This is a genomic window from Curtobacterium sp. CFBP9011, assembly GCF_034045095.1.
Classification (GTDB): Bacteria; Actinomycetota; Actinomycetes; order Actinomycetales; family Microbacteriaceae; genus Curtobacterium.
The window spans coordinates 1-23,208 of record NZ_JAXCWN010000005.1; the positions used below are offsets into that span (position 1 = coordinate 1).

Sequence of the window (23,208 nt, forward strand, 5' to 3'; positions counted from 1 at the left end):
CCCCCGGGCGCCCTGCGCCCGCGTCAGGCCGCGCCGGCCGCCCGCCGCGCCTGCGCCACCGCGGCCCGCACCCCGCCCGACCAGGCCGGCCCGTGCCCCGGCAGGACGTGCCGCGCCTCGGTGTCGACGAGCAGGTCGAGCGACGCCACCGCGGTCGCCATGTCGGCCGTCGCCGCGGGTGCCACGACCCGCGGCCCGATCCCGCCGGTGTACGGGTCGAAGGTGACCAGCGCGTCGCCGGCGATCACGGCGTCGCGGTCGGCGAAGTGCAGCGCCACGTGCCCGTCGGTGTGCCCGGGCGTCTCGATGATCCACGGGTTGCCGGGGACGGCGGCGCGGGACTCCAGGGGCTCGACCTCTTCGATGCCGTCGACGGTCACCGCACCCGCCAGCAGCATCCGCCCGAGGGTCCGCAGACCGCCGGGGTGCGCCAGGACGAACCCGAACCGGTTCTGCTGCGGCCGGTACGAGTACGGGTGCGCCGCCAGCTCCCGGTCGCCCGGGTGCACGAACACGGGCGTGCCCCACTCGCGGTGCATGCGCGCAGCGGTGCCGACGTGGTCGAAGTGCCCGTGCGTGAGGAGCAGCGCCTCGACCCGGTCGGGGGAGTAGCCGAGGTCGTGGACGGCGAGCAGCAGGTGCGGCCAGACGGCCGGCAGCCCGGCGTCGACGACGAGCAGTCGGTCCCCGGTCTCGACCAGGTAGGTGTTGGTGTGTGCGAGCTCGAGGCGGTGGATGCCCTCGGCGACGTCCCGGAACAGCATGCGTCGGACGCTAGGCCGGGCCCGCTGGACGGGCATCCGGGGTGCTGGCTCGGTGCGTCAGGGACGCGGCTGTCCGGCGGCGTCCGCGATCGCGGCCTGGAGGCGCGTCAACACCGGCACCGCCGCCACCAGCACCGCACGGTCGGCCTCCGGCAGCCCGGCCAGGGCGCTGAGCAGCAGCCGCTCGGCCGCCGCGTCGTACACGCGGAGGCGCTCGCGGGCCAGGTCGGTCAGCCCGACCTCGGTGCTGCGACCGTCACCACGGGCGAGCCGGCGTTCGACCAGGCCGTCCCGCTGCATCGCGGCGACGAGGTTGCTCACCGTGGAGCGGGCGAGGCCGAGTGCGCGGCCGAGGGCGGTCGGGCTGGCCCAGCCGTCCTCGTCGAGTCGGCGGAGGACCTCGATCTGCGCGTCGGGGACGGCGGGCAGGTCGCCCTCTGACCGGGAGGCGTTGAGGAGCGTCCGGCGGAACGGCCCGACCAGGGCGCTGAGCCGTCGGGCGGCGTCGCGGAGTCCGCGGTCTGCGGACCTGTCCGCAGGGTCACTTGCCGGGGTGCGCACACCCTCAGGGTAGTCGCAGCAGAAGCGATTGCAACAAACGTAGTTGTGGAGCAGGATCGACACATGGACATCACCACGAGCGTCGAACACCCCGAACCCCAGCAGGACCTCTCCGGCATCGTCGGACACCGGTTCATCTACACGTACGCCAACGGCTGGCAGTACGAGATGTACGTCAAGAACGCCACGACGATCGACTACCGCATCCACACCGGCATGGTGGGCGGCCGCTGGGTCAAGGACCAGACGGTCGACCTGGTCGTCCTGACCGCCGGCGTCTACAAGGTGTCCTGGAACGAGCCGACCGGCACCAGCGTCGTCGTGAACGTCGTCCCCGGTGAGCGGGTGCTGCACGGCACGATCTTCTTCCCGCACTGGGTGGAGCTCGACGGCAGCAAGACCGTGCTGTTCCAGAACGACCACCTCGACCTGATGCGCGAGCACCGCGACGCCGGCCCCACGTACCCGATCTACGTCGTACCGGAGTTCGCCCACATCACGCTGTTCGAACACGTGGGCGAGGACGACGAGACGATCGTCGACACGGCTCCCGCGGACCTCCCGGCCGGGTTCGCCGACCGGACCAACTGACGTGACGACCACGACGGGCCCCGCGCCGATCGCCCTCGACCACCACGGTGCCTCCCTGCGCGGGTGGCAGTGGAACGCGGTCGACGGCGGGACGGACGCGCCCCTCGTGCTGTTCGTGCACGGCTTCGGCAGCAACGCGACCGGCTCGCAGCAGCTGTTCGTGCAGGCCGCCCGGGCGCTCGCCGCCCGCGGCGCGGGAGTCCGCTCGTACGACCGGCTCGGCCACGGGTTCAGCGACGGGGACTTCGCCGACATCACGATCGGCGACGAGGTCGACCAGGTCGTCGCGATGGTCCGAGCCCTGTCGACCGACGGCGGATCGCGTCCGGTGCACGTGGTCGCCCACAGCCTGGGCGGGGTCGAGTCCGTCCTCGCCGCGGCCCGGGCGCCGGACCTCGTGGCCTCGTTGACGCTCGTCGTGGTGGACGACATCGTCGGCAAGGACGAGATCCAGGGGCAGCCGCTCGCCCCGGCCCGCGAGCGCGGCTGGTTCGACTTCGGGGGCATGGCCCTCGGCACGGCGTTCCTCGACGAGGTCCGCGCCGGCCTCGACGTCTGGGGCCCCGCCTCGGACTACCCGGGCCCCGCCGTCGTCGTGCACGGCACCGGCGACACGATCGTCCCGGTCGAGTACGGCCGCCGGTACGCCGGACTGCTGCCGGGGGCGACGTACGTCGAGGTCGACGGCGCCGACCACGGCTGGTCCTCGGTGCCGTGGCGCACCGGACTCGTCGACCGCCTGCTCCGGACCGTCGGGCTGGCCTGACGCCGGGGGTCTGACACCGGGGCCCGATGCCCGGCACCCGGCGCCGGCTGTCCCGCAACTGCCCGGCACGCCGGTTGCGTCCGCGGGACAGTCGGGCCCCGCACCGGCGCGCACGCGGGACGGTCGGGCCCCGCACCCGTGCGTCCGCGGGACAGCCGGGCCCCGCACCCGCGCGCCCGCGGCGGCACACACCGCCGAGCGTGTACTCAGGGACCATGCCCAACGACTCCATGCCCGAGCTCGAGCTCCGGAACGTGCGGACCCGGGAGCGCATCGTCGACACGGTCGCGCGCATCCGGCAGAAGTCCGACGTGCCCGCCCGCACCCGGCTCGCCCTCGCGAAGACCCGTCAGCGCTGGCACCGCGACCCCACGCCCCTCGTGGCCGTCGCGATGACCGCCGCCGCGGGACTCGCCGCGATCGTCGTCGGCACCCGGATCCGCAACCACCCCGCCGGTCGGTTGGATGCCCTCCGCGAGCCGGCACCCGTCCCGGTGTTCAAGCCGGTGAAGGTCGGCAAGGACGGCAAGTCGACCGGCGTCCCCGTGTTCGCGCGGAAGGACCCGACCGGCAACCCGGTGTTCCAGGAGCGCCAGGCCGCCGCGAAGCGTCGCAAGAAGGACGCCGCGCGGGCGAAGAAGTCGATCAAGCAGATGACGAAGGCGATGAAGGGCTGACCATGGCGAAGGCATCGCAGAAGCCGTCCCCGGACGACCCCCGGAAGCCGGACAGCCCGACGGACCTCACGAAGCCGTCGTTCACGTACACGCTCAAGAAGACCCTGCGGGAGTTCACGAGCGACCAGTGTACCGACCTGGCTGCGAGCCTGACGTACTACACGGTCCTCGCGCTCTTCCCCGGACTGCTGGCGATCGTGTCGATCCTCGGACTCGTCTCGAACCCGAGCGACACGATCAACACGCTGCTCCAGGTCATCCGGAACGCCGGCGGTGGCGACGTCGCGAAGCTGCTGCAGGAGCCGATCAACGGCCTGGTCCGCTCGCCCGCCGCCCCGGTGACGTTCATCGTCGGTCTGCTCGGTGCGCTGTGGTCGGCGTCCGGCTACGTCGGCGCCTTCGGCCGGGCGATGAACCGCATCTACAACGTCCGCGAGGGGCGCCCGATCTGGAAGCTCCGCCCGACGATGCTCGGCGTCACCGTGACCACGGTGGTCCTGCTCGTCGTCGGCCTGCTCGCCCTGGTCTCCGGCCCCCTGGCTCGCAGCTTCGGTGACCTCATCGGCCTCGGCGACGCGGCCGCTCTCGTGCTGTCGATCGTGCAGTGGCCGATCCTGCTCGTCATCATGATCGTCATCGTCGCGGTGCTCTACTACTGGTCGCCGAACGTCCGGCAGTCGAAGTTCAAGTGGGTCAGCGGCGGCGCGATCGTCGCGATCGTCATCTGGATCCTCGCCAGTGTCGGCTTCGGCTTCTACGTCGGCAACTTCTCGAACTACAACGCCACGTACGGCTCGCTCGGTGGCGTGATCATCTTCCTGCTGTGGATCTGGATCACGAACAACGCGCTGCTGTTCGGCGCCGAGTTCGACGCCGAGCTCGAGCGCGGCCGCGAACTGCAGGCCGGCATCCACGCCGAAGAGGACATCCAGCTCCCCGAGCGCGACACCCGCCAGATCGAGAAGCAGGACGAGAAGCGCGCCGAGGACGTCCTGCAGGGCATCCGCATCCGCGAGAGCGCCGGCCGCACCAAGGACGACGACTGATCGACGGCGGCCGCGCGACGCGCGCACGCTCCACCCGGACGGGAGGCGCGGTACCGGTTCCGTAGGCTGGCCTGCGTGACCGACACCGCGCCTCCCGTCTCCGTCCCCACCCCCGACAACGACCGCCCGGTCGCCCTCGTCACCGGCGCGACCCGGGGGATCGGCCGGGCGATCGCCGAGGACCTGGGCCGGACGCACCACGTGCTGGTCGGCGGACGCGATGCCGAGGCGGTCGCCACGGTCGTCGCCGCGCTGCCGAGTGCGGAGCCGTTCGTCGGCGACCTCGGCGCCGGCGACATGCCCGCCGTGCCGAGCTGGGTCGACGTCCTCGTGCACTCCGCGGGCGTCGAGCAGGGCACCCGCGTCGCGGACACCCCGCGCGACACGTGGGAGGCCGTCTTCGCCACCAACGTGTTCGCCGTCGCGGAACTCACCCGGGTCGCGCTGCCGGGGCTCCGTGCCGCGCGGGGGATCGTCGTGACGATCAACAGCGGGTCCGGGTTCACCGCCGGAGCCGGGGGCGGCGTGTACGCGGCGTCGAAGTTCGCGCTCCGGGCGTTCACCGACGCGCTGCGCGAAGAGGAGCGGGCGAACGGCGTCCGGGTCTCGAGCGTGCACCCGGGCCGGACCGACTCGGACATGCAGCGGGCCCTCACCGAGAAGCTCGGCGAGGACTACGACACCGACTACTACCTCGCGCCGTCCGACGTCGCCGACGCGGTCCGTACCGTCGTCGACCTGCCGGAGCGTGGCACGGTCGAGATGCTCTCGATCCGTCCGTCCCGCCGGCGCTGACGGCGGGCGCGCGGAGGCGCGGTGCCGAGGCTCGGCCCCGCGGACGTCCTGCGCCGTCGCGGAGCCGAGCCGTGTCCGCCCAGCCGAGCCTCAGGTGAGCTCGATCCGGACGTCGAGGCCGATCCGGTCCAGGAACCCCTCGTCGTGACTGACCACCACGAGGGCACCCCGGTACGCCCGGAGCGCTGCCACGAGCTGGTCGACGCTCGTCAGGTCGAGGTCGTTCGTCGGCTCGTCGAGCACCAGCAGCTGCGGCGGCGGGTCCGCGAGCACCAGCCCCGCCAACGCCACGCGGAACCGCTCCCCGCCGGACAACGTCCCGACGGCCCGGTCGACCACGTCCCCGCGGACCAGGAACCGGGCGAGTCGGTTCCGCAGCGCTGCCGGTGCCACGTCGGGCGCGGCACGCCGGACGTTCTCGAGCACCGAGGCATCGTCGTCGAGGGTGTCCTTCCGCTGCGGCAGGTAGCCGACCCGATCGGTGTGCGCCTCGGCGGACGTCCCGGGCAGCGGGTGCTGGCGCGCATCCGGCAGCCCGACGAGCTGGTCGAGGAGCGTCGACTTCCCGACCCCGTTGTCCCCGGCGACGGCGACCCGCTCCGGCCCCTGGACGACGGTCGCCCGGCCGCCGACCGTGATCGTCGCGATGCGCCGGGCGGCCGGAACGCCCGGGTCCGGCAGGTCCACGCTGATCTCGTCGTCGGACCGCAGCCGGCGGCCGGCCTGCTGCGCCCTCGTCAGCGCAGCCGCCTCGGCCGACGCCGAACCGGAGCGCAGCCGTCCGGCCGTGGCCTCGGCTCGCTTCCGCCGCTCGTTCGCCAGGATCTTCGGCACGGACGACGCTGAGGCCGCCCCGGCCTTCGCCCGGCGCGCGATGGTCGTCTCGGCGTCGATCCGCTGCCGCTGCTCGGCGCGGTGCCGCTGCTCGGCGACCCGGACCTCGCGGGCGACGGCGGCCTGCTGCACGGCGAGGTGCTCCTCGAACGCCGAGTAGGTCCCACCGAACACGGTCGCGTCGCCGTCGCGGAGCTCGACGACCTCGTCGACGTGCTCGACCAGTTCGCGGTCGTGGCTCACCACGACGAGGGTGCCGCGCCAGGAGTCCACGAGGTCGAGCAGTGCTGCCCGGGCGCGACGGTCGAGGTTGTTGGTCGGCTCGTCGAGGAACGCGATCGGCCGGCCGCGGAGCCGGATGCCCGCGACGGCGACGAGCACCGCCTGACCTCCGGAGAGGGTCTGCACCGGCCGGTCGAGGTCCTCGGTGCCGAGTTCGGCCCCGGGCCCGAGGTCGAGCGACGCCAGCGCCGCCCCGGCCCGCTCCTCCACGTCCCAGGCGTCGCCGACGGCCTCGAACTGCGCGGGGGTCGCGTCCCCGGCGAGGACCGCGCGGAGCGCCCGGACCTGGGAGCCGACCCCGAGCAGGTCCGCGACCGTGTCCGGGGTGGTGGGGCGTGCCTCCCGGCCGGCAGGTGGGGACGCGACGGACGGGAGGCGCGGCACGGCCGCCTGGACCCGCTGCGGCAGGTGGTCCACCGGTCCCGTCGTCGTGACGGTGCCGCTCGTCGGCGCGAGTCCGCCGGTGACGAGGCGGACGAGGGTCGACTTGCCGGCGCCGTTCCGGCCGACGAGCGCGGTCCGGCCGCGGCCGAACGCGGTGCTGAGGTGGTCGAGCGCGACGGTGCCGTCGGGCCAGGCGAAGGAGACGTCGTGCAGGACGACGGTGGGGGTGACGGGCATGCGGATGCCTTCCGGTGGTCGTGCGGGCGCACGACACCGTCAGCCGCGAGGGCGGCGGTCCCACCGGGCGGCGGGCGAGGTCACGGTGTCAGCGCAGGGACAGCGGCTGCTGTGGCGCAGTGCCGGTGGTCTCGCGCAATGCCGGATCCGTTCCCGTCGGGAGGCCCCGTGGCCGCCACCCGTGCCGCCGGTCGGTCGTCCCGCACCGGGGCCCCGCGGTGACGACGGGGTACGACCCACCGTACGACCGCGCAGTCGTGCCGCGCAAGGACCACGATGACCGATCAACTGCTATGGTGAAGATCACATTTCACATAGGAGAACCACGATGTCACAGCGTGCACTGATCACGGGGATCACCGGACAGGACGGCATGTACCTCGCTCGTCTGCTCGTGTCCAAGGGCTACGAGGTGTTCGGTCTCGTCCGCGGACAGAACAACCCGAAGGTCCCGTTCGTCCGAGCGTGGGTGCCGGAAGCCACCCTCATCACCGGCGACCTCCAGGACCAGTCCTCCCTGCTCCGAGCACTCGACCGGTCGCAGCCGGACGAGGTCTACAACCTCGGCGCGATCTCGTTCGTGGCCTACTCGTGGGAGAACGCACACCTCACCAGCCAGGTCACCGGTATGGGCGTGCTGAACCTGCTCGAAGCGATCCGCCTCCATGCGGGAGCCGACCCGTCGCGGGTGCGCTTCTACCAGGCGTCCAGCTCCGAGATGTTCGGCCGGGTGCAGGAGGTCCCACAGCGCGAAGACACACTCCTCTGGCCGCGCTCGCCGTACGGCGTCGCGAAGGCGTTCGGGCACCACATGACGGTCAACTACCGCGAGTCGTACGGCATGCACGCGTCGAGCGGGATCCTCTTCAACCACGAGTCGCCCCTCCGCGGCCCGGAGTTCGTCACCCGGAAGATCTCGACCAGTGTCGCCCGGATCGCGCTCGGCCTGCAGGACGGCCTCACGCTCGGCAACCTCGACGCGAAGCGCGACTGGGGGTTCGCCGGCGACTCCGTGGACGCCATGTGGCGGATGCTCCAGCAGGACACTCCCGACGACTACGTCGTCTCCACGAACGAGACGCACTCGGTCCGCGAGTTCCTGCAGGTGGCCTTCGCGCACATCGGCATCACGGACTGGGAGCAGCACGTCCGGCAGGACCCGGAGTTCTTCCGCCCCGCAGAGGTCGACCTCCTCATCGGTGACTCGAGCAAGGCCCGGGACGTCCTCGGATGGCAGCCCGAGGTCCAGTTCGCCGACCTCGTCCGGATGATGGTCGACAGCGACCTCGAGCAGCAGCGAACGGCCGCATGACCGCGGCACGGACGGCACTGGTCACCGGGGTCGCGGGGCAGACCGGGAGCTTCCTCGCGGAGGTCCTGCAGGCCAGCGGATGGCGGGTGCACGGCATCCAGCCCGCTGGTTCGGGGGCCGCGCCCGCCGGTGTCACGGTCCACCACGTCGATCTCCGCTGCCATGGCGGCATCGCGACCGTCCTCCGCCAGGTACAGCCCGACGCCGTGGTCAACCTCGCGGCACTGAGTTCGGTCGCACGGTCGTGGAAGGAACCGGTCCGCACGCAGCAGGTCAACAGTGTCGCCGTCGCGAACCTCCTCGACGTCGTGCAGGAACTCCGCCGGGTGGACCCCGCCATCCGCTTCGTTCAGGCGTCCTCCGCCGAAGTGTTCGGCCGTTCTGTCGACACGCCGCAGACCGAGAGGTCACCCCTCGCCCCGGTCAACCCCTACGGCGTCGCGAAGGCGAGTGCACACCTGCTCACCCAGGCGTACCGCCTGACCGGCATGCACGCTTCGAACGCGATCCTCTACAACCACGAGTCCGAGCGCCGACCCGACCACTTCGTCAGCCGGAAGATCACCAGCTCAGCAGCGAGGATCGCAGCCGGGGTGCAGGACGAACTCGTGCTCGGAGACCTCGACGTCCAACGGGACTGGGGGTGTGCCCGGGACTACGCCGCGGCGATCGCTCTGATGCTGCAGGCTGACGAGGGGGACGACTACGTCGTCGCGACGGGGGAGACCCACAGCGTCCGAGAGTTCGTCGAGGTCGCCTTCGCCGCGGTCGGCATCTCCGACTGGCAGCGGTACGTCCGGTCCGACGCCGAGTTCCGTCGTCCGAACGAGACGCACCGGATGGTCGGTGACCCGGGCAAGATCCGCCGGGTGTTGCAGTGGGAGCCCACGGTGCGCTTCGACGAGATGGTGGTCGACATGGTGCGGCACGATCAACGGCTCCTCGGCTGAGGGCGCTCGCCGAGCGGTCGCACGGCCCGGGACTCCGGAGGTGGCAGTCGGGTACACCGCGCCGGACCTCCGTGCAGGCGTGCCGGGCAAGATGTCCGACATGGCTGACGACGAGAAGCAGACCCGGGACGACTTCGGCGACGCGGTGAACATGACCGCCTCGCAGCTGGAGGACTGGCTGGACTCCGACGAGTCGAAGGAGGTCGGCCAGAAGTCGTCCGGCGCGTCCGAGTCGACCGGGCACGAGTCCGGGCGGCACATCGTGCGGATCCTGCGGAAGAAGCAGGGCGAGTACACCGACGACGACTACTCGCACATGCGGAAGGTCGTCGGGTACGTGGCGCGGCACTCGTCGCAGCGACCCTCCGGCGACGTCGAGGACACCCGGTGGCGGTACTCGCTGATGAACTGGGGACACGACCCGCTGAAGTGAGCAGTCTGCTCAAGTAGCGTGGCGGGCATGCCGGACAACCTGCTCCCGAACCCCTCGACCAACCCCGAGACGCTGCTGGCCGCAGAGCCCGAGGTGGACGCGGCCCTGGCGGCGGACGCACCCGTCGCCTCCGTGGTGGTGTCGTATCCGGCGTCGAGCCTGGCGTGGGCGCTGCTTGCCGACGAGGCGTGGGGGCGCGGTGCGACCGTCGAGTCCTACGCGTACGCCCGCGTCGGGTACCACCGCGGCCTCGATGCCCTGCGCAAGGCCGGGTGGCGCGGTGTCGGGCCGGTGCCGTGGTCGCACGAGCCGAACCGGGGCGTGCTGCGCTCCCTGTTCGCCCTGCGTCGGGCGGCCGAGGCGATCGAGGAGCCGGGCGAGGCCGAGCGGCTGACGCAGTTCCTCGACGGCGCGGACCCGTCGGCCGCCGAGGCCATCGCGCGCGGCTGACGCGCGGCGCCGCTGCGGCGCCACCGCGGCGCGGCCCTCGCCCGGCGCGATTCGCAAGCGCACAACGGAAGCCCGTCCGAACCGGGGGATCCCCCGGTTCGGACGGGCTTCGGTTGTGCGGCGGCAGCCGGCGCCAGCGGCGGCGGCGGCCGGCCGGCCCGGCCGCCCGCGCACGCCGCTACGCCAGCAGCACGCTCCAGCTCCGCGCACTGGGCCACAGCTGGTGCTCCGGCAGGACGTCGAGCCCGCACGCCCGGCTGCCGAGCCCGTGCTGCGCGTCGTCGAGGTACAGGTACAGCGCGTCCGGCTCGGGCAGCTCGTGCGGGTGCCCGGCACGCCCGACCTGCTGCGCGGTCCACGGCGTCAGGGTGAACCCGGCGCGGTGCCCCGAGCCCGGCGCCGGCACGGTCGTGACCGTGAAGGGCCCCACCGTCAGCGACCGCAGCGAGGGACGGTGCCCGGTCTCCTGCGGCATCGAGTAGCGCGTGGTCATCGCCGAGACCGGAGCCTCGAACCGTCCGACGCGGGCCGCGTGCGACGAGTCCGCGTACGACTCGTCCGGCCCGGTCCCGAACCACGAGGCCGTCTCGGACAGCAGCGCGGCGGGCAGGTCGATCCGGACGCCGACCCGCGGCCAGGTGACGTCCCAGCCGCAGAACGGCACGGCGTCGGTCCGCAGCAGCAGTCCGGCGTCGGTCAGGGTCCACCGGTGGGTGACCTCGACCCCGGCCCCGCTGTTCGCCGCCCCGACCCGGACCCGCTGCACGAGTCCGTCGTCGGTCCGGTCCACGGACACCAGCCGGTGGGTCAGCCGGTCGAGACCACGGGCCTCCCACTTCGACGCCGACGAGGCCGCCGTCGGGTCGCCGACACCGAGTGTCAGCTCCGGATCGGCGGTCTCGTACCCGCCCTGCGAGGCGCCACGGTCGTTGTCCGTCGGCGCCCGCCACAGCTCGAGACGGGGCCCGGCCACCGCGTGGCCCTTGAGCGTCGCCAGGTCACCGCGTGCCGTGAACGTCGCGTCACCGAGATGGTCGCCCTGCCACCCCACTCGGGAGGCCCGCACCACCTCCGCCGCCCGGCTCGCCACGAGCGTCTGGGTGCGTGCGACCACGTGCCCGGTGTCCGCCCAGGCGGTGGGCCCGGCGAGCTCCGCGACGACGTCGAGCCACAGCTCGTCGCCCGGCGCCAGGGCGTCCGCATCCGCCCGCGCTGCCGCGAGCACCTCGTCGGGCACCGGCACCGTGGCGGACTGCCGCGCGGCGACGATCCCGGGCGCGAACCGTCCGGACGCCTCGACGACGCCGTTCCGGCTGAGGGTCCAGCAGAACCGCAGTCCCGCGGTCGAGGCCGAGTGGTACCGGTTCTCGACCAGGACGGTCCCGCCGCCGGCGATGCTCGACCCGCCGAGCGGCGAGACGGACAGACGCACCGGGGCGACGACGGCGGCGAACTCGGCGAGCCCGGGCGTCGGGGTGTCGTCCGGCAGCACCAGGCCGTCCATCACGAAGTTGCCGTCGTGGACGACCTCGTGGAAGTCGCCGCCGTACGCGTGGTACGGGGTGCCGTCGGGCGTGTGGGCCAGGAGTCCGTGGTCGCGCCACTCCCACACGAAGCCGCCGTGCAGCCGCGGGTACCGGTCGACCAGGGCCTCGTACTCGGCGATCTGCCCGGGGCCGTTGCCCATCGCGTGCACGTACTCGCAGTGCAGGAACGGCTTCGACCGCTGCCGTGCTGCCTCGGCGGGACCGCAGCCGAGCAGGGGAGTGGCCGGACCGCCGCCGATCGACTCGGTCTCCTGCAGCGTCGGGTACATCCGCGAGTACACGTCGGTGTACTCGCCCGTGTAGTCGCCCTCGTAGTGCACCGGGCGCTCAGGGTCGCGGGCGTGCACCCACTGGGACATCGCCGCGAGGTTCCGGCCGGTGCCGGACTCGTTGCCGAGCGACCACATCACGATCGACGGGTGGTTCTTGTCGCGCTCGACGGTGCGGGCGATGCGGTCGAGGTACGCGTCCTCCCATGCGGGGTCGTCGGAGGGGTTGCCCTGCCAGCCCTGGAACTCGAAGCCGTGCGTCTCGAGGTCGCACTCCAGGATCACCCAGAAGCCGAGTTCGTCGGCCAGGTCGAGCACGCGCGGGTGCGGCGGGTAGTGCGAGGTGCGGATCGCGTTGACGTTCGACCGCTTCATGAGCGCCATGTCGGCGCGGGCGTGGGCCTCGTCGAACACCCGGCCGCGCACGGGGTGCGTCTCGTGCCGGTTGACGCCGTGGAACACGACGCGCTCGCCGTTGACCAGGAACCGGTCGCCGACGATCTGCACGGTCCGGAACCCCAGGCGGAGCGACACCGTCTCCCCGGCAGCACCGCCGCCGGCAGCGCCGCTGCCCGACGTCAGCGTCGCGTCGTACAGCCGCGGCAGCTCCGCGCTCCACGGCTCGACGCCCTCGACCGCGATCGGGGCGACGTCCTCCGCGGAGTCCCAGACCACGGACACGCCGAGCTCCGGGACCGCGAAGCGCACCGGGAACACCGCGTCGAGCGTCGGCACCGAGATCGTGCCCGTCCCGGTCGACGGCCGGCCCGACGCAGCGGTGCCGGCGGAGGCCGCGTCGCCGAGCGTCGCGGTCCACCCGGCGCGGACGAACACGTCGTCGATCGGGGCGGCCGGGCGGGCGAGCAGGGTGACGTCCCGGAAGATCCCGGGCAGCCACCACTGGTCCTGGTCCTCCAGGTACGAGGCCGCCGACCACTGGTGCACGCGGACCCGCAGCTCGTTCGACCCCGGCCGGAGCAGCGACGTCACGTCGAACTCGGTGGCGAGCCGGGACCCGGTCGACCACCCGACGAGCTCCCCGTTCACCCACACCCGGTAGTGGGACTCCACCCCGTCGAAGCGGAGCAGCACCCGTGCGGCCCCGTCGAACGAGTCCGGCAGCGTGAAGGTCCGACGGTGGTCGCCGGTCGGGTTCTCGTCCGGCGGGTGCGGCGGGTCGACCGGGAAGGGGTACTGCACGTTGGTGTAGCTCGGCGCACCGTGACCGTGCAGGACCCAGTGCGACGGCACCGGGAGCGACCCCCACCCGTCCGGGTCCTCGAACCCGGGGGCGTCCGCCACCGGGGACCACCGGAAGTCCCAGTCGCCGTTGAGCGACAGTGACGGAGCGTCGGTGTGCAACCAGGCACGTGGTGCCCGGCGCGATGCCGATCCCGGTGTGGTCGAGTGCAGGTCGTCGAGTGCGGCAGAGGTCAACCCTTGACCGATCCTTCCGTGAGGCCCCCGCGCCAGAAGCGCTGCAGGACGATGATGGCGATGACGAGCGGGATGACCGAGACGAGCACCCCACCCGTGGTGAGCTGGTAGAACTCGGGCAACCGGTCCACCTGGGCTCGCCAGTTGTTCAGTCCCAGTGTGATCGGGTACAGCTTCTGGTCTGCCAGCATGATGAGCGGCAGGAAGAAGTTGTTCCAGATCCCGACGAGCTGGAACAGGAACACGGTGACGAGCGCGGGTGTCAGCTGGCGCAGCGCGATGGTGTGGAAGATCCGCAGTTCACTCGCCCCGTCGAGCCGTGCGGACTCCATCAGCGCCGTGTCGATCGACGCCGAGGCGTAGACCCGGCACAGGAACAGCCCGAACGGCGAGACCAGGCTCGGGATGAGCACGCTCCAGTACGTGTCGGTCAGGCCCATCGTCGAGAACAGCAGGAACAGCGGCAGTGCGGTCGCCGTGCCGGGGACGAGGACGCCGCCGAGGATCGTGCCGAACACGAGCTGCCGGCCGCGGAACTCGTACTTCGCCAGGGCGTACCCGCCGGCCGCGGCGAAGTAGGTCGCCAGGACCGCGCCGACGCCGGAGTACAGGACGCTGTTCGCGATCCAGCGGACGAAGATGCCGCCGTCGTAGGTGAACACCGCCTGGATGTTGCTGAACAGGGCGAAGTCACCGCCGAACCAGAACCCGTTCGTGGCGAACAGGGCGCCGGTCGTCTTCGTCGCGGCGATCACGACCCAGTACAGCGGCACCAGGAAGTACAGCGCGACGACGACCAGGATCCCGGTCACCACGATCTGGGACCGCGGCGAGCGGTCGAGTTTCCTCCGTTGGTGGGCGGAGATGGACGTGGTGTCGACGGGCTCGCCCGCCTGACGGGTCACGGGTGCCTGGATCGTCTCGCCGCTCATCGTTCAGTCCCTTCCGTGGTCGCGACACGACCGGACGGGAGGCCCGGGTCGGCTTGGTTGGTGATCGCCTGGCGGGCGGGGACACGCGTCTCGAGCGCGCGCCGAGCCTCCAGGCCGCCCTTGCGGGCCCGCTTGCGCTGGTCGCGCTCGTCCTTCGGCCGCCGGTTCGTCAGCGCCAGGAACGTGAACGACAGGATGAACGCGGCCAACGCGATGATCACGGCCTGCGCGCTCGCGACGCCGTACTCGTTGAAGGCGAACGCGTTCGTGTACGCGGCGTAGTTCGGCGTGTACTCGGTGTCGATGGCGGGGGCGACCGTCGACAGGATCTGCGGCTCGGCGAAGAGCTGCAGTGTGCCGATGATCGAGAACACCGTCGTCAGCACCAGGGCCGGCGCGATGAGCGGGATCTGGATCCGCCACGCGACCTGGAACGGGCCGGCGCCGTCCATCTTCGCGGCCTCGTAGACCTCGCCGGGGATCGACTTCAGCTGCGCGACGATGATCAGCATGTTGTAGCCGGTGTAGGTCCACGTGACGATGTTCGCGATCGACCAGAGCACGCTGTTCGCGCCGAGGAAGTCCGGCTGCAGCCCCATCGACTGCAGCAGTGACACGATCGGGGACAGCCCGGGGACGTACAGGAACGACCAGAGGATCGTCGCGATGACGCCGGGGACGCCGTACGGCATGAAGTAGATGGCCCGGAAGAAGCCCGGCCAGCGGGCGCTCGCCGACTCGAGCAGCAGCGCCAGGATCGTGCAGGCGATGATCATCACAGGCACCTGGACGATGCCGAACAGCAGCATCCGGCCGATCGAGGCGACGAAGCCGTTGTCGTTCAGCGCCGTGACGTAGTTGTCGAAGCCGGCGAACCGGCCGGTGACGCCGTCCTCGCCGAACAGGCCCTTCCGGTCGACGGTGGTGAAGCTCTGGAACAGCGCGCTGATGATCGGGATGACGAACGTCAGCGCGAAGAGCGCCAGGAACGGTGCGAGCAGCATCCACGGGGCACGCTTCTGCGCGCGGGTGGCCTTGGTGCTCGTGCGGAAGGCGGGGGGTGTCTGCTGCGTGGTCATCGTGCCGTCCTGACGCTGAGGCCCTTTTCCCGGAACGACTGCACGATCTCGGTCTGGGCGAGTTCGACGGCGTCGGAGAGTTTCAGCTTGCCGGTGATCTTGCGGCGGAACTGGTCCTGCAGCGACGTGAAGGCCGACTGCGTCACCGGCGACCACGACCAGTCGATGTTCTGCTCCTTCGCGGCGGGGGCGAAGACCTCTTCGTTGTAGTTCTGGCCGGAGAACCACTCCGACGGCTGCTCGCGCTGGGCGCCGATGTAGTCCTTCGCGGGGGACCAGCCGATGCCGCAGTACTTGATCATCGCGTCCACCCCTTCCTTCGAGGTGGTCATCCAGGTGATGAACTCGAGCGCTTCCGCGGGGTGCTTCGCGTTCGCCAGGACCGCGGCGCTGGACCCGCCGATCGCACTCGAACCGAACCCGGACGCGTCCCACTTCTGCATCGGTGCGACCTTCCACTTGCCCTTGCCGCCCTGGATCGACTCGATCAGCGCGTCACCCCAGCTGGCACTCGTCACCGCGGCGATCCGACCGCTGGCGCAGGCCGCGTACCAGCCGGGGGAGTACGCACCGGCGCTGGTGTCGACCAGGTCGTCGTCGATGCAGCCGTCGAAGAAGTCGGCGACCCGCATCGTGGCGTCGTCGGTCATGTCGACGACCCACTCGTCCCCGTCGACCTGGAACCAGCGGGCGCCGGCCTGCTGGGCGTAGGCGGCGAAGGGCGAGGCGTCGGCGACCGGGAACACCTCGAGGAAGTTCCGCTTGCCGGTCTTCCGGACCTTGTCGGCCAGCACCTTCCACTCGTCCCACGTGGTCGGGGGTTCGCCGCCGGCCTGCTCCAGGATCGCGGTCTGGTAGTAGAAGCCCATCGGGCCGGTGTCCTGCGGGATGCCGTAGACGCCGTCGACGAACTCGACCTGGGCCCAGGCGGCCTCGTCGTACTCCGACTGGAAGTCCTTCGCGCCGTACCGGGCCAGGTCGACCAGGCCGTTCGCGAGCATGAACTCGGGGATCTGCCGGAGCTCGACCTGGCCGATGTCGGGGCCGCCGCCGGCCGCGAGCGCGGAGTACATCTTCTGGTACCCGCCGGCGGTGCCGCCGGGGATCCAGTTCGCGGTGACCTGGATGTGCGGGTGCGAGGCGTTCCACACGTCGCACACCTTCTGCAGGTCCTTGAGCCAGGCCCAGTAGGTGATCTGGACCGTTTCCCCACGTGCGGCGGCCGGCACCAGCGCCGACCGGTTCACGTTGGTCGAGCCCGGCACCGCGCACCCGGCGAGCAGACCTGCTGCCGCCGTGCCGATGCCGAATCCCAGCAGGGATCGTCTGGACAGTGGTGTTGGTGATGGCGTCATTGCCGTGCACCTCCGGTTCGTCGTCGGATCGGGGTTGCACGACACCCAACCACAGAACCGAACGACGGTGGGGATTCGTGCCGGATTCGTGACCCGGCCGGAGGGCGCGGCACCTGCGAACGGGGTCAGGGACCCTCGCGGACCGTGGGATGCCCACGAGAGGAGCAACGATGATCGAACGCGGGAACACCACCCACAACCCGGAGCTCGACGACCAGCTCGCGCACGAGGCGCAGAGCATCGTCCAGGGACACGGCAGCAACGCCCACGTCGAGGAGTTCCGGCAGTCCGAGCCCGTGCCCGACGACACCGACGACGCCGAGACCGTGCGGGCCTCCGGGTACGCCGGCGACCTCGAGGGTGCGCTCGTCGACGACACGACCGACGTCGACGCGGCGGACGACCCGGCCGGCGTGGCTGCCGAGACGCCGGACGGCAGCGGCGACGGTGCCGACGCCACCGTGTACTCGACCACCACCGCCGGTGCCGACGACGGGGCGGACGACGTCACCGCGTCGAACGCCGCCGCTCCCGACGCCACCCCGGAGACGCCGGACCTCAGCACCACCACGACGACGGGAGGCGACGATGCCGACCACGAAGCATGAGACCACCGAGGACGGCCGCGCACTCGGGGCCCGGCTCGCCGGCGGCGGGACGTGGACCTGGGCCTACGTCGACGCCTCCGGGGACCGCGAGGACCCGCAGCACCTCGCGGCCCTGCAGCGCCGGAAGGCCGAGGACACCCTCCGGGCCGCCGGCGCCGACGCTGCCGTCATCGACACCGTGACGGCCGAACTCGAGGAGACCCCGGGCGTCCCCGCGCCGGTCAACCGGTACGTGCTCGTCCACGACGGCGAGCTCGTCATGAGCGAGGTGCTCCCGGGCCACATGCACGGGCCGGAGTCCGTCGGCCACGGTGCCGTCCCGGACCTCGTGCCGCTGCTGGCACACCGGCCGCTCGACGTCCCGTTCCTGGTCGTCGAGGTCGGGCGCGGCGGTGGCGGGTACCGGGCCTACCGGCTCGGGCACGCCGACCACCCGGACCAGCGCGAAGAGCAGCAGGTGCAGGGCCGGACCGACACCCTCCACAAGTTCCAGGGTGGCGGCTGGGCGCACCTGCGCTGGCAGCACCACACCGAGGAGCTCTGGCGGCAGAACGAGTCCGAGGTCGCCGCGGCCGTGCAGGACGCCGTCGACCGCCTGTCGCCCCGGCTCGTCATCGTCGCCGGGGACATCCGCGCCCGTCAGCTGCTCATCGCCGAGCTGTCGAAGACGAAGGCCACCGCACCGCTCCTGTCCGAGGTGCCGATCGACCCGCGCGCCGCGGACGCCTCGGAGGACGGCGTCCGCGAGCACGTCGACATCGCCCTGGCTCGCGTCGTCGCCCAGCGCCGGCACGATGTCGAGGACCTGCTCCGCACCCACGAGGGCCGCGGGGACGGCGAGGTCGCGGCCGGCCTCGGCCCCGTGGTCGAGGCCCTGCAGCAGGCGCAGCCCGCGGTCGTGGTCCTCGATCCCGCCGGGTTCGCCGACCGCACCGTCCTGGCGCTCGACGCGGCACCCTGGATCGCGACCGCCCCGGAGCAGGCGCTCGGCGCGACGGTGCTCGGCGCCGTCCCGGCGGCGGTCGGTCTGGTGCGGGCCGCGCTCCTCACCGACGCGGAGGTCGTGTACGCCAACACCGCCGCCCTGCCCGGTGGCGCTCCGGCCGCGGCGCTGCTCCGCTGGCGGACCGGACCGGCGGTCCCCGGCACCTGAACGTGCGCGCGTCAGAGCATGCTCCGCGTCACCCTGCCCGATGCCGACTCACGCGGCGGCCAGCACGCGGATGCTGTACGAGGCGGGTGAGCGGAGCCTCGGCGCAGCGGTGGACCAGCGGAGCCGCCAGCGCAGCCACGACCGTCGATCCGGCCACGACCACCGCCCATGGGAGATCCACCGCCCCGAGCCGTGCGAGCGTCTCCGGAACGATCTGCGCGACGATCGGATGGGTGAGGTACAGAGAGTACGAGGCTGTACCCGAGACGACGATCCAACGCGGGACGCGCGCGCCCAACACCCCTTCCGACCCGACGGCGATGCCGAGGATGCCGACGAGCGCGGCGAACACGAGTCCGTGCATCACCGGTTCTGCGCGGGCCAGCAGTCCGGAGAGGACTGCCAGGGCGAAGACCGCCGCCACCGCGATGACCATCGAGGCGCGAGAACGACGTCGGGCGGCACGGGCGATGGCCATGCCGGCCAGGAAGTACAGGACCACGGGGTCGGCGTAGAACCACCATTCCGATGCGCTGTCCGGTAGCGAGCCGGACGGCGACGCGGACCCGTTCTCAGCACGCGCGACCGATGCGATGGCGAGGGCGGTGAGGACCGGCGCGGCGAGGACCACCGGGTCGACGCGGGCCGCCATGGCAACCGCGACGAGGAGGTAGAACATCATCTCGAACATGAGTGTCCAGCCGACGGTCCACAGCGGCTCGATGTGTCCGAGCTCGTTGAAGCTCGGGAGGAGCAGGTACGAACGGACGACGGCCACCGGATCGACAGCCGCTGTGATGACGACGTCAGCAGCCACGAGGATGGTCGCGAGCTTGAAGGTCGTCATGATCCAGTACATCGGGATCACCCGTGCGACACGGCGCCGGATGAAACGTCGCCAGTCCTGGTCTGGGTCCTCGTCGTGGATCCTCGTCATGATGAAGCCGCTGATGGCGAAGAACAGACCGACACCCATCGCGCCCAGGAAGTCCAACGTCGGAGCGGGGGACCCGAGACGCTCGCGCGCGTAGAAGGCTGAATGCCCGACCACCACTCCGAGTGCGGCGACGAAGCGGAGACCCTGGATCGTTTGGTACCGAGGCAGACTCATACTTTGAATCTAGCATGTCAGTCGTGGGAGCGGTCTGCCCGGGGGACGAGCGGCAGCGCCAGCACCGGCAGTGCCGCGACGAGCAGGAACGACCCGGCGAACCCGACCAGCCCGACCAGTGCTCCGATGCCCGGGCCGACGGCGCTCGCCGCGATGAACTGCCCGGTGTTCTGCGCGCCCAGGGCCCGGCCGGACCACGAGGGACCGGCGGCCTCGGCGACCGACGTGTACGCCAGACCGTTGTCGGCGACCGTGACGCTCGTCGCCACGACGAGCACCACCGCGGCCGCGGGCAGGTGCGCGACGTCGACCAGGGCCAGCACCGCCATCACCACGGTGGCCGACACGGCGACCACCCGCAGCGGCCCGACCCGGGAGCCGACGTGGTCGCTCCACGAGCCCACCAGGATCCGGCCGATCGCGCCGACGAACTGGGCGGCCCCGACCAGCAGCCCGGCGGCGGACGTCGACCAGCCGAGGGTGACGAGCCAGACCAGTCCGTACGTCGACAGGGTGAACTGCGGCACCACGAGCAGGATCGAGACCGCGTGGATCCGCCAGAGGAAGCCGGACGCGCGGTAGGGGTTCGGGGTCCCGCCGGTCGTGCTGGTCACGTTGGTCGGGTTCGACGTGCCGGCGGTGGGGGAGCGCTTCCGCGTCGGTCGCGGCGGGTCGGCGATCCCGAACGCACACGCCACCGCGAGCACCGCACACAGCAGCACCGGCAGCACCAGCGCGCTGCGGATGCCCGACGCCTCGGCGAGCTGCGGGACCGTGACGGCCGCCAGGGTCACCCCGAGCGGCTGCGACATCTGACGGATCCCCATCGCCAGGCCGCGCCGCTCCTTGGGGAACCAGCCGACGACCACCCGGCCGCTCGCCGCGTTCGTCGAGGCGCTGGTCATGCCCGCCGCCAGGAACGCGACCCCGAGCAGCACGGTGTCGTCGCCGGCCAGCCACGCGCCGGCGACCGCGAGGGTGGTGAGCACCAGTCCGCCCGCGATCACGACCCGCTCGCCGATCCGGTCCGTCACGGCGCCCCAGGCGATGAGCGTCAGGACCATGCCCGCCGTCGGGGCCGAGGCGAGCAGTCCGGCCTGCGCGAGCGACAGGCCGTTCGCGTGCAGGTACGGGATGAGCAGGGCCGGCGCCGTCACGACGAGGGTCCCGGCGGTCTGCGCCAGGACACCCAGCGCGAGCACCACCCAGGCGCGTGCAGGTGTCCGGACCACGCGCTCCCCGTCTCGACTCGGCTGGTGTACCGGAACGGTATACCAACACGCGTCGGACGGCACTACGCTGGATGCCCGTGACCGAACCGACCGACGCAGCACCCGTGTCGCAGACGGCCCAGCTCTACGACAACCTCCGCGCCGCGATCCTGACGCTCGACATCGCGCCCGGGGAACGCATCTCGGAGCGCGGGCTCGAAGCGCGTTTCCACGCCTCGCGCACCCCCGTCCGTGCGGCCCTGTCGCGCTTGGAACGCGAGGGGCTCATCCTGCACGAGGGGCGTTCGTGGACGGTCACCCCGATCGACCTCGACGAGATCGCCTCGCTCGCCGAACTCCGCGGCGTCCTCGAACCCGCCGCCGCCCGGCTCGCCGTGGCCCGTGCGCAGCCGGAGGCGCTCGCCGAGGTCCGTGGGCACCTCGATGCCCTCCGTCCGACGCCGGACCAGCAGGCCGGCATCACGATGGGGTCGACGTTCCACCTGGATCTGGCAGCCCTCGGCGGCAACCGGTTCGTCACCGACGCGGTGGCCGACGCCCTGACCCGACTCGAGCGCACGCGGTGGATCGAGGTCCGCACGCCCGAGGCCCGCGACGCCGCGTGGCAGGAGCACAGCGACATCCTCGACGCTGTCCAGCAGGGCGACGCCGACCGCGCGGCGGAACTGGTCGCCGCCCACGTCGCGGGCACCAACGACCGGCTGCTGGGCTTCATCGCCCAGGAGCGGCGTCGGCTCCGCGGCGCGGGCATGGCGATCGTCGGCGCGCCGGAGCGGCTGGCCGCCGGCGCCTGACGGGCTGGCCGCCGGCGCCTGACGGGCTGGCCGCCGGCGCCTGACCGGCTGCTGGCGTGCGCTCGCTACTCGACGAGCGGACGCTCCTCCGTCCCGTCGAGCTGGGCGGTCACCCACGACAGGTGCGAGTCGTGGTCGTGGTCGAGGAGTGCGTCGCGCACCTCGGCCTCGTCGGTGGAGAGCCGGTACGCGTCCCTGCGTCCGGACGGAGTCGACTGTGACATCTGATCGTCCTTCCCACTGCTGGTGTGCAGGACCTGCCGACAGGGCAGGCCCTGCTGATCCGGCTGACCGATCGCCCGGCCAGTCCCGGTTGGTCGGGCCAGTGTCGTCCTGCGCGCCCCGGCGCGCAAGACCCCGCCGTGGACCTGTGCAGAACCGACGCTGCCTAGGATGGTCGGCGTCGCCGGGCAGGCCGCCCGCGGCTCGGACCGCGATGGGAGGCACGGCGTGACCACGCAGGGCACCGCACCTCCCACGGTCTACGACGTCGCCTCGGCCGCGGGCGTCTCGATCGCGACCGTCTCGCGCGTCCTCCGCACCCCTGACGCCGTCCGCGAGGGCACACGAGACCGCGTGCAGGCCGCGATCCGCTCCCTCGGCTACGTCCCGTCCGGCAACGCCCGCGCCCTGGCCGGACGACGGACCGGCGTGGTGGGGCTGCTGCTGCCGGGGTTCGACGTCGTGCCGGACGAACGGCCGGACGTCGTCACCGACGGGGGCGTCCGCATCGTCGACGACCGTCGGCACGTGACCCAGCCGACGTCCTCGAACCTGTACTTCGACGAGGTCCTGCGGGGCGCCGAGACCGAGGCCTGGCAGCGCGGCCTGGCGCTCATGGTCGCGGCCGGTCGTGGTCCGTCGCGGGACGTCATCGTGAACGACGTCGCCGGCCGGGTCGACGGGTTGGCGGTCCTGGCGCAGACCGTGCCGGACGAGCTGCTCGAACACGTCGCCCGCCGGATCCCGGTGGTGGTGCTCGCCGACGACCGGCGCTCGCGCGGCTTCGACTCGATCAGCGTCGACAACGCCGCGGGCATGCGGACCCTCGCCGCCCACGTCATCGGTCGGCTCGGCATCCGGTCGATCGCCTACGTCGCCGGGCCCGTCGACTCCCCGGACGACCAGGAGCGCACCGCCGGGTTCAAGCGTGCGCTCGAGGACCACGGCCTGGCGTCGGCCGCGGTCCGGACCGTGCACGGCGACTTCGGTCGGATCCGGGCCCGCGAGCTCGCCCGCACCCTGTTGGACGAGCGGGTGCCGCGGGCGATCGTCTGCTCGAACGACCAGTCGGCGCTCGGCGTGCTCGACGCGGTCCTGGCGCGCGGGCTCCGGGTGCCGGACGACGTCGTGGTGACGGGGTTCGACGGCATCGACGCCGGGCGGTACTCGGTGCCGCGGCTGACGACGGTGCACCAGCCGATGGGGGACCTCGGCCGCGCAGCCGTCCGGGCGATCGTCGACCGACTGGACCGCCGTGACGGTCCGCCGCGGGCCGTCCGGCTGCCCGTCGAGGTGCTCCTGCGCGAGAGCTGCCCGCCGTCGATCTGACGCACCACGCGCCGGAACCGATGACTTGCGCCCAGCGATGTAAGCGCATACATTGCTC

Annotated in this window: 23 protein-coding genes; 13 read left to right on the forward strand and 10 right to left on the reverse strand. The window is 72.1% G+C overall.

The features are described from left to right. Positions 1-23 precede the first annotated feature (23 nt). Positions 24-764, reverse strand: coding sequence for an MBL fold metallo-hydrolase (locus tag SOM35_RS11435; protein ID WP_320515468.1), 741 nt, complete (start codon positions 762-764; stop codon positions 24-26). 57 nt (positions 765-821) lie between these two features. Then, positions 822-1,325, reverse strand: coding sequence for a MarR family winged helix-turn-helix transcriptional regulator (locus SOM35_RS11440; protein ID WP_301223766.1), 504 nt, complete (start codon positions 1,323-1,325; stop codon positions 822-824). 63 nt (positions 1,326-1,388) lie between these two features. Here SOM35_RS11440 and SOM35_RS11445 point away from each other — a divergent pair, with 63 nt between their 5' ends. The 5 genes from SOM35_RS11445 (at position 1,389) to SOM35_RS11465 (ending at position 5,200) form a co-directional block, all read left to right on the forward strand. Beyond that, positions 1,389-1,916, forward strand: coding sequence for a phenolic acid decarboxylase (locus tag SOM35_RS11445; RefSeq protein ID WP_111075842.1), 528 nt, complete (start codon positions 1,389-1,391; stop codon positions 1,914-1,916). Position 1,917: 1 nt separating this feature from the next. Then, positions 1,918-2,682, forward strand: coding sequence for an alpha/beta fold hydrolase (locus SOM35_RS11450; protein WP_320515469.1), 765 nt, complete (start codon positions 1,918-1,920; stop codon positions 2,680-2,682). Positions 2,683-2,897: 215 nt separating this feature from the next. Continuing rightward, the gene (locus tag SOM35_RS11455) at positions 2,898-3,359 is read left to right on the forward strand and encodes a hypothetical protein (RefSeq protein ID WP_320515470.1); all 462 of its coding nucleotides are present in this window, start codon (positions 2,898-2,900) and stop codon (positions 3,357-3,359) included. A gap of 2 nt (positions 3,360-3,361) precedes the next feature. Next, positions 3,362-4,405 (forward strand): YihY/virulence factor BrkB family protein, encoded by a 1,044-nt coding sequence (locus tag SOM35_RS11460; RefSeq protein ID WP_320515471.1) that lies wholly within the window; start codon positions 3,362-3,364, stop codon positions 4,403-4,405. A 75-nt stretch (positions 4,406-4,480) separates the two neighbouring features. After that, a complete protein-coding gene (locus SOM35_RS11465; protein ID WP_221849943.1) occupies positions 4,481-5,200 on the forward strand; it encodes an SDR family oxidoreductase in 720 nt (239 codons plus the stop codon). Between the two features lie 90 nt (positions 5,201-5,290). On the opposite strand, the gene SOM35_RS11470 is transcribed toward SOM35_RS11465, so the two are convergent. Beyond that, the gene (locus SOM35_RS11470) at positions 5,291-6,937 is read right to left on the reverse strand and encodes an ABC-F family ATP-binding cassette domain-containing protein (protein WP_320515472.1); all 1,647 of its coding nucleotides are present in this window, start codon (positions 6,935-6,937) and stop codon (positions 5,291-5,293) included. 328 nt (positions 6,938-7,265) lie between these two features. Between SOM35_RS11470 and SOM35_RS11475 the strand changes: the two genes are divergently transcribed. From SOM35_RS11475 to SOM35_RS11490, 4 genes are all read left to right on the forward strand, one after another. Further along, entirely contained in the window at positions 7,266-8,249 is a 984-nt protein-coding gene (locus tag SOM35_RS11475) for a GDP-mannose 4,6-dehydratase (protein WP_320515473.1), read from the forward strand. Further along, the gene (locus SOM35_RS11480) at positions 8,246-9,199 is read left to right on the forward strand and encodes a GDP-mannose 4,6-dehydratase (protein ID WP_320515474.1); all 954 of its coding nucleotides are present in this window, start codon (positions 8,246-8,248) and stop codon (positions 9,197-9,199) included. The genes SOM35_RS11475 and SOM35_RS11480 overlap by 4 nt, the downstream gene beginning before the upstream one ends. Before the next feature lie 100 nt (positions 9,200-9,299). Next, entirely contained in the window at positions 9,300-9,632 is a 333-nt protein-coding gene (locus SOM35_RS11485; RefSeq protein ID WP_290156414.1) for a DUF3140 domain-containing protein, read from the forward strand. 27 nt (positions 9,633-9,659) lie between these two features. Then, on the forward strand, positions 9,660-10,082 hold the full coding sequence (locus tag SOM35_RS11490; protein ID WP_290156412.1) for a DUF3151 domain-containing protein: 423 nt from the start codon (positions 9,660-9,662) through the stop codon (positions 10,080-10,082). A 178-nt stretch (positions 10,083-10,260) separates the two neighbouring features. On the opposite strand, the gene SOM35_RS11495 is transcribed toward SOM35_RS11490, so the two are convergent. Genes SOM35_RS11495 through SOM35_RS11510 form a run of 4 tightly spaced genes read right to left on the reverse strand, consistent with a single transcriptional unit; the run spans position 10,261 to position 16,701 of the window. Continuing rightward, positions 10,261-13,335, reverse strand: coding sequence for a glycoside hydrolase family 2 TIM barrel-domain containing protein (locus SOM35_RS11495; protein WP_320515475.1), 3,075 nt, complete (start codon positions 13,333-13,335; stop codon positions 10,261-10,263). Next, a complete protein-coding gene (locus SOM35_RS11500) occupies positions 13,332-14,267 on the reverse strand; it encodes a carbohydrate ABC transporter permease (RefSeq protein WP_260497416.1) in 936 nt (311 codons plus the stop codon). Before SOM35_RS11500 ends, SOM35_RS11495 begins: the two co-directional genes overlap by 4 nt. Beyond that, positions 14,264-15,346, reverse strand: a complete 1,083-nt coding sequence (locus SOM35_RS11505) for a carbohydrate ABC transporter permease (RefSeq protein WP_320515476.1) — start codon at positions 15,344-15,346, stop codon at positions 14,264-14,266. The genes SOM35_RS11500 and SOM35_RS11505 overlap by 4 nt, the downstream gene beginning before the upstream one ends. Beyond that, the gene (locus tag SOM35_RS11510) at positions 15,343-16,701 is read right to left on the reverse strand and encodes an extracellular solute-binding protein (protein ID WP_320515477.1); all 1,359 of its coding nucleotides are present in this window, start codon (positions 16,699-16,701) and stop codon (positions 15,343-15,345) included. Before SOM35_RS11510 ends, SOM35_RS11505 begins: the two co-directional genes overlap by 4 nt. A 170-nt stretch (positions 16,702-16,871) precedes the next feature. Here SOM35_RS11510 and SOM35_RS11515 point away from each other — a divergent pair, with 170 nt between their 5' ends. Both SOM35_RS11515 and SOM35_RS11520 read left to right on the forward strand, forming a co-directional pair. After that, positions 16,872-17,309 carry a hypothetical protein gene (locus SOM35_RS11515; protein ID WP_320515478.1) on the forward strand — a complete coding sequence of 146 codons (438 nt, stop codon included), beginning with the start codon at positions 16,872-16,874 and terminating at the stop codon, positions 17,307-17,309. Further along, on the forward strand, positions 17,290-18,462 hold the full coding sequence (locus tag SOM35_RS11520; protein WP_320515479.1) for a baeRF2 domain-containing protein: 1,173 nt from the start codon (positions 17,290-17,292) through the stop codon (positions 18,460-18,462). The genes SOM35_RS11515 and SOM35_RS11520 overlap by 20 nt, the downstream gene beginning before the upstream one ends. A gap of 28 nt (positions 18,463-18,490) precedes the next feature. Here SOM35_RS11520 and SOM35_RS11525 read toward each other — a convergent pair whose 3' ends face one another. Together SOM35_RS11525 and SOM35_RS11530 are read right to left on the reverse strand one after the other, a co-directional pair. Beyond that, positions 18,491-19,573, reverse strand: a complete 1,083-nt coding sequence (locus SOM35_RS11525) for an acyltransferase family protein (RefSeq protein ID WP_320515480.1) — start codon at positions 19,571-19,573, stop codon at positions 18,491-18,493. A gap of 17 nt (positions 19,574-19,590) precedes the next feature. Further along, positions 19,591-20,805: an MFS transporter gene (locus SOM35_RS11530; protein ID WP_320515481.1), complete on the reverse strand. Its 1,215-nt coding sequence runs from the start codon at positions 20,803-20,805 to the stop codon at positions 19,591-19,593. A gap of 77 nt (positions 20,806-20,882) precedes the next feature. On the opposite strand from SOM35_RS11530, the gene SOM35_RS11535 reads away from it, so the two are divergent. Then, positions 20,883-21,599 (forward strand): GntR family transcriptional regulator, encoded by a 717-nt coding sequence (locus tag SOM35_RS11535; RefSeq protein ID WP_258376765.1) that lies wholly within the window; start codon positions 20,883-20,885, stop codon positions 21,597-21,599. Positions 21,600-21,664: 65 nt separating this feature from the next. Here the strand turns inward: SOM35_RS11535 and SOM35_RS11540 are convergent, their stop codons facing one another. Further along, positions 21,665-21,823 (reverse strand): hypothetical protein, encoded by a 159-nt coding sequence (locus SOM35_RS11540; protein ID WP_181439329.1) that lies wholly within the window; start codon positions 21,821-21,823, stop codon positions 21,665-21,667. 226 nt (positions 21,824-22,049) lie between these two features. Here SOM35_RS11540 and SOM35_RS11545 point away from each other — a divergent pair, with 226 nt between their 5' ends. Further along, complete coding sequence (locus tag SOM35_RS11545) at positions 22,050-23,150, forward strand: LacI family DNA-binding transcriptional regulator (RefSeq protein WP_320515482.1); 1,101 nt, start codon at positions 22,050-22,052, stop codon at positions 23,148-23,150. Positions 23,151-23,208: the final 58 nt, after the last annotated feature.

Bases quoted from the DNA above. Each gene is read 5' to 3' on its own strand.
- SOM35_RS11435 (WP_320515468.1), bottom strand. From the start codon at position 764: ATGCTGTTCCGGGACGTCGCCGAGGGCATCCACCGCCTCGAGCTCGCA.
- SOM35_RS11445 (WP_111075842.1), top strand. From the start codon at position 1,389: ATGGACATCACCACGAGCGTCGAACACCCCGAACCCCAGCAGGACCTC.
- SOM35_RS11455 (WP_320515470.1), top strand. From the start codon at position 2,898: ATGCCCAACGACTCCATGCCCGAGCTCGAGCTCCGGAACGTGCGGACC.
- SOM35_RS11460 (WP_320515471.1), top strand. From the start codon at position 3,362: ATGGCGAAGGCATCGCAGAAGCCGTCCCCGGACGACCCCCGGAAGCCG.
- SOM35_RS11470 (WP_320515472.1), bottom strand. From the start codon at position 6,937: ATGCCCGTCACCCCCACCGTCGTCCTGCACGACGTCTCCTTCGCCTGG.
- SOM35_RS11475 (WP_320515473.1), top strand. From the start codon at position 7,266: ATGTCACAGCGTGCACTGATCACGGGGATCACCGGACAGGACGGCATG.
- SOM35_RS11480 (WP_320515474.1), top strand. From the start codon at position 8,246: ATGACCGCGGCACGGACGGCACTGGTCACCGGGGTCGCGGGGCAGACC.
- SOM35_RS11485 (WP_290156414.1), top strand. From the start codon at position 9,300: ATGGCTGACGACGAGAAGCAGACCCGGGACGACTTCGGCGACGCGGTG.
- SOM35_RS11490 (WP_290156412.1), top strand. From the start codon at position 9,660: ATGCCGGACAACCTGCTCCCGAACCCCTCGACCAACCCCGAGACGCTG.
- SOM35_RS11500 (WP_260497416.1), bottom strand. From the start codon at position 14,267: ATGAGCGGCGAGACGATCCAGGCACCCGTGACCCGTCAGGCGGGCGAG.
- SOM35_RS11505 (WP_320515476.1), bottom strand. From the start codon at position 15,346: ATGACCACGCAGCAGACACCCCCCGCCTTCCGCACGAGCACCAAGGCC.
- SOM35_RS11510 (WP_320515477.1), bottom strand. From the start codon at position 16,701: ATGACGCCATCACCAACACCACTGTCCAGACGATCCCTGCTGGGATTC.
- SOM35_RS11515 (WP_320515478.1), top strand. From the start codon at position 16,872: ATGATCGAACGCGGGAACACCACCCACAACCCGGAGCTCGACGACCAG.
- SOM35_RS11520 (WP_320515479.1), top strand. From the start codon at position 17,290: ATGCCGACCACGAAGCATGAGACCACCGAGGACGGCCGCGCACTCGGG.
- SOM35_RS11525 (WP_320515480.1), bottom strand. From the start codon at position 19,573: ATGAGTCTGCCTCGGTACCAAACGATCCAGGGTCTCCGCTTCGTCGCC.
- SOM35_RS11540 (WP_181439329.1), bottom strand. From the start codon at position 21,823: ATGTCACAGTCGACTCCGTCCGGACGCAGGGACGCGTACCGGCTCTCC.